General features: G+C 65.1%; 5 protein-coding genes and 1 pseudogene. 3 read left to right on the top strand and 3 right to left on the bottom strand.

Annotated features, from left to right (window positions below; genetic code table 11):
* Positions 1-46: 46 nt before the first annotated feature.
* A complete protein-coding gene (locus IRZ12_RS15910; RefSeq protein ID WP_296470495.1) occupies positions 47-580 on the bottom strand; it encodes a DUF2141 domain-containing protein in 534 nt (177 codons plus the stop codon).
* Positions 577-1,110, bottom strand: coding sequence for a DUF4188 domain-containing protein (locus IRZ12_RS15905; protein ID WP_296470493.1), 534 nt, complete (start codon positions 1,108-1,110; stop codon positions 577-579). The genes IRZ12_RS15910 and IRZ12_RS15905 overlap by 4 nt, the downstream gene beginning before the upstream one ends.
* A 315-nt stretch (positions 1,111-1,425) precedes the next feature.
* Here IRZ12_RS15905 and IRZ12_RS15900 point away from each other — a divergent pair, with 315 nt between their 5' ends.
* Positions 1,426-2,565, top strand: a complete 1,140-nt coding sequence (locus tag IRZ12_RS15900) for a PQQ-dependent sugar dehydrogenase (RefSeq protein ID WP_296470491.1) — start codon at positions 1,426-1,428, stop codon at positions 2,563-2,565.
* A gap of 65 nt (positions 2,566-2,630) precedes the next feature.
* Here the strand turns inward: IRZ12_RS15900 and IRZ12_RS15895 are convergent, their stop codons facing one another.
* Positions 2,631-2,999: an SWIB/MDM2 domain-containing protein gene (locus tag IRZ12_RS15895; protein WP_296470488.1), complete on the bottom strand. Its 369-nt coding sequence runs from the start codon at positions 2,997-2,999 to the stop codon at positions 2,631-2,633.
* A 253-nt stretch (positions 3,000-3,252) separates the two neighbouring features.
* Between IRZ12_RS15895 and IRZ12_RS15890 the strand changes: the two genes are divergently transcribed.
* Together IRZ12_RS15890 and IRZ12_RS15885 are read left to right on the top strand one after the other, a co-directional pair.
* Positions 3,253-4,098, top strand: coding sequence for a DUF3047 domain-containing protein (locus IRZ12_RS15890; protein ID WP_296470485.1), 846 nt, complete (start codon positions 3,253-3,255; stop codon positions 4,096-4,098).
* Between the two features lie 48 nt (positions 4,099-4,146).
* Positions 4,147-4,359, top strand: a pseudogene (locus tag IRZ12_RS15885) (amidohydrolase); the annotation flags it as partial.

Below are 4,359 nucleotides of genomic sequence, written 5' to 3'. Positions count from 1 at the left end.
TCCGAGCACATCACGCCAGGACTGCTCCAAGATCGCCCCAACGGATCTAATACTTGACCTGGATCGAGAGCGTCATCGGCGCAGTGCCCAACTGAAAGCTGGCGCGGGCGTAGTCGGGCGGCCCAAACGTGATCGATGGGTTATTGGAAAAGCCCACGCCTTGCCGAGGCTTGCCTAGCAATCCGTAGCTCACTTTTTCTTCGCCTTCTTGCGCGTGGAACACGGCGATGGCGTATTGGCCGGCCGGCACGTCGCCAAAGTCGCAACGGGCAACGCCCCCCGCGATCGCGGCTTCGACCCGCCGGATGGCCTGCCCTTCCTTCCGCCAACCAGGCTCTCCGGAAAACAAGCCGCAGCGCACGATTCCGCGGTCGTTGGACAGCCCTTGGATTTCCGCCGACAGAGGCGCCGCCCGGGCGCACAAGGCCAGTGCGCTCAAGCTCATCGCGGCAACGAATGCTCCAGTACGGCGTCGCCACGACGTGGCAGGATGGCCAGGCTTGCCGCGGCGCTCGGTGGTGTCGCAGGCGGGGCGCCCCGCATTCCATGTACGCAGGATTCCAAGCCGCACGAATCTCATCGGGAGCCTCCTTTTGCCGCATCTTCTTTCGGGTCGTAGAGCGCCTCCTCGGGGACGACAGCCGGCGGGCCTTCGCGCGTTTCGGCCCTGCCGGCGCGTTGGCGGGAGGTGAAGAAGGGGCCTCGCGCCTCTACGCTGGAAGCGAAGCGCCGCAATCCGGTGCGGGCAGGCGTGTTGACGTAGACCGCTTCCATGCCGCCTTGCCGGAAGTAGGCTTCGTGCCAGAAACCCGTGCCCTTCGGATCCCTAAGGAAGGCTTGCCACCACTGGCGATGGGGATCCGCGCGTGCCCACGCCTCGAGACTTTCGAAATCGCGCCAGTATTGGCGCATGCCCACATGCAGCGGGAACAGGGAGTAGACGACATTCTCATGTGCGAGCAGGCCGTCGGGGTTGGATTTCACGGCGGCGTGGATGCGGGGCCCGAAACCGAGCAGCGTCGCAAGCCCCCGGAACTGGTTCACGCGCATGCCAAGATAGATCACCACGAGATCGGGATAGTCAGAAAGGTCAACGGTAGTGCGATTCATGTCATCGAACGCATCGGGTGGATGATGAGCGGGCGCCCAGGCTGGGGCCGAGTGTGTCTCGAATGGCCGGGGTTTACGGCCGGCGTGCCCTTGCAGTGCGAGTTTAAGTGTGTCGTTACCGAAAGTGACGGTTCAATTAGAGGCGCGGCGATTTCGTAAGCGCCGGATTCCATTGCCCCCTGGCTGCTCGGGATGAGGTACGCTGCCGCGGATGGGCGTCGAGGCGACGCTGATGGCCGGGCCGGCTGGTGTTGCCGACCCGCATCGCGAGAGGAGGACGGCATGAAGCGGCGATCATGGTTTTTGGTTTTGTGCATGGCTTCGCTCGTCGGGGGCGCTTCCCTGCAAGCCCAACCCGTACGTCCGGGCCAGGACGGGCCGGTCTCCCGCGGCGCTTTGCCAGCGGGGGCGGCGCTCTCGACTTGGGCGCAAGGCCTGGAACACCCTTGGGGCCTGGCCCTGCTCCCGGAGGGCGGGGCACTGGTGACGGAGCGTCCTGGCAGGTTGCGGGTGGTGTCGCCCGGGGGCGAGTTGTCCCGCCCGGTTGCCGGCGTGCCCAAGGTCGACGCGCGCGGCCAAGGCGGCTTGCTCGACATAGCCTTGCATCCCGATTTCGCCCGCAACGGATGGGTCTATCTGAGCTATGCCGAGGCAGGCGAAGGTGGCAACAGCACGGCAGTGGCGCGGGGCAGGTTGGTCAAGGAAGGCGGCGGATGGCGGTTCGCGGAGGGACAGGTCGTTTTCCGGCAGTCGCCCAAATTCGATAGCACGCTGCACTTTGGCTCGCGCCTTGTGTTTGCGCGGGACGGAACCCTATTCGTGACCCTGGGCGAGCGCTCCAGCCGCGAAACCCGAGGCGACGCGCAGGGCCTGGACACTCACCACGGCAAGGTGGTGCGGATCCGGGACGACGGTAGCGTGCCGCCCGATAATCCGTTCCTCAAAGACAAGCGCGCACTACCGGAAATATGGTCGCTCGGCCATCGCAACCCGCAGGGCGCAGCCTTGCATCCGGGTACGGGCGAGCTGTGGATGGTGGAGCACGGCCCGCGGGGCGGCGATGAACTGAACATCGTCCGCGCAGGCAAGAACTATGGCTGGCCCCTCTATACCTATGGCAGGGAGTACAGCGGCGGGAAAATAGGCGAAGAGGCTTCCCCGCCGGGCTTTGAACCGCCTATCCACAGCTGGGTACCGTCGGTGTCGCCGAGCGGCCTGGCGTTCTACACGAGCTCCACCATTCCTGCCTGGCGAGGGAGCTTGTTTACCGGTGCATTGAGCGGCCAGGCGCTGGTCCGCCTGGAGCTGGATGGCGAAAAGGTTGTGCGCGAGGAGCGGTTGCTGACGGACCTCGGGCGTCGCATCCGCCACGTGGTGACGGGGCCGGCGGGCGAACTGTATTTGCTGACCGATGCGCGAGACGGCCAAATTCTCGTGATCCGGGGTGGTCGCTGAAAAACAAAGCGCCCGGTCCATGGCGGCCGGGCGCGGATGGAAGAACCGGGACTGGGTCGACCGGGTTACTTCAGGTGCGCGTTGACGATCTTGGTCAACTCGAACATGTCGACGCTGGGCTTGCCAAAGAGTTCTTTGAGCTTGGCGTCGGCGTTGATGTTGCGCTTGGCCTTGGGGTCTTGCAGCTTGTGCTTCTTGATGTATTCCCAGACCTTGCGCGTGACTTCCGTGCGCGGCAGCGGGGTAGAGCCGATGATGGCAGCCAGCGTGGGGCTGGGGGTCATGGGCTTGAGGAAGGCTGCGTTGACTTTGCGCGGCGCCTTGGTTGCGGCCTTCTTGGCCGGGGCGGCTTTCTTGGCGGCCGGGGCTTTCTTAGCCGGAGCGGCTTTCTTGGCGGCGGCTTTCTTTGCCGGAGCCTTCTTGGCTGTGGCCATGCTGTACTCCTAAAAAGGGTTCAATCGTCAGATCGTGGGCAGGGCCACACCGCAGTGCGCGAGAGGCAGACTCCAGAACTGCGGAATAACCCCGCGAGCGCAGCATATCGCCTTGCCGGGCAAAGCCACAACAAAATTCCAACAGAATCGCCGTTTGGCGCGAGTTTTCGACGGCTATGCAACGCTTGGCTGGTCGTTTGCCCCGGTAGAATGGGCGCTTGGTCCATCTCCTGCGCCGCGTTGGCGCCCGCCGATGTTCACTCTCTTTCCGCCTAGATTGCGGGTTTCCCTCTTGTCGCTGGCCGCCGCCGCATTGCTGGGAGCTTGCGCGAGCACGCCGGGAGACCGGTCGGCGGAGATCGAGCGCGCGGAGCCTTCGGGCGCGGCCGCTCTCGCGTTGTCGCAATCGACGTCGGCCGAGGGCGAATTGCCTGCCGGCTGGCGGTCGTGGATCATCCGCCGCGACAAGGCACCGACGCATTACCGGCTGGCGCGGGTGCGGATCGGGGACGAAGAACGCCTGGTCTTGCATGCCGTCGCAAAGGCGGCGGCGAGCGGCGCTTGGGTCCCGCTCGGGCTGCGTGCCCTCGATGCGCCCTATGTGCGCTGGTCTTGGCGCACCGACGCCCCGATCGAACGCGCGGACAGTTCGCGCCCGGAAACAGAGGATGCACCGGCCCGGCTGGTGCTGGCCTTCGACGGAGACTGGAGCAAGCTGCCGCTGCGAGAGCAGATGCTGGCCGAAACTGCGCGCATGCTGCTCGGCCAGGAGGTGCCGTATGCCACCCTCATCTACACCTGGGATGCCCGGCTCCCGGTCGGGGCGACGCTCGTCAACGCCCACAGCACGCGCGTACGGATGAAGGTTGTCGAATCCGGCGACGCAGGGGTGGGGCAGTGGCTCGAATACGAGCGGAACTACGTGCAAGATTACGTCGAACTGTTTGGCGAGGCTCCGGGCAGGCTGATCGGCATCGGCGTCATGACGGACACCGACAATACCCGGAGCTTTGCGGAAAGCTGGTATGGCGACATTCAGCTTTTGACACCAAGTCGGATGGCCCTGCGGGAACTCCCCGACGGCCCGGTCATCGATTGATATTTGGCCGCATGGCGCGGCCGCACGGAGAGCAGGATGGAAGCAGGGGTGGCGCTGCGTTCGCCGCTGGAAGCAATACGCAAGTTTCATGATGACCTGACGTTGCTGAGGCGCGACCTGCACGCGCATCCCGAGCTGGGTTTCGAAGAAGTGCGGACCTCCGGCATCGTGGCGAAAGCGCTGGAGCTGCTCGGGGTGGAAGTCCATCGGGGCATAGGCAAGACGGGGGTGGTCGGCGTGATCCGGGGGCGGCGCTGCGAC

The sequence above is a fragment of the Pigmentiphaga sp. genome (assembly GCF_019689535.1).
Classification (GTDB): Bacteria; Pseudomonadota; Gammaproteobacteria; order Burkholderiales; family Burkholderiaceae_B; genus Pigmentiphaga.
This window is presented reverse-complemented; position numbering and strand designations above follow the sequence as displayed.

Excerpts from the sequence above, each read along its gene's own strand:
- IRZ12_RS15910 (WP_296470495.1), bottom strand. The coding sequence starts at position 580 with ATGAGATTCGTGCGGCTTGGAATCCTGCGTACATGGAATGCGGGGCGC.
- IRZ12_RS15905 (WP_296470493.1), bottom strand. The coding sequence starts at position 1,110 with ATGAATCGCACTACCGTTGACCTTTCTGACTATCCCGATCTCGTGGTG.
- IRZ12_RS15900 (WP_296470491.1), top strand. The coding sequence starts at position 1,426 with ATGGCTTCGCTCGTCGGGGGCGCTTCCCTGCAAGCCCAACCCGTACGT.
- IRZ12_RS15895 (WP_296470488.1), bottom strand. The coding sequence starts at position 2,999 with ATGGCCACAGCCAAGAAGGCTCCGGCAAAGAAAGCCGCCGCCAAGAAA.
- IRZ12_RS15890 (WP_296470485.1), top strand. The coding sequence starts at position 3,253 with ATGTTCACTCTCTTTCCGCCTAGATTGCGGGTTTCCCTCTTGTCGCTG.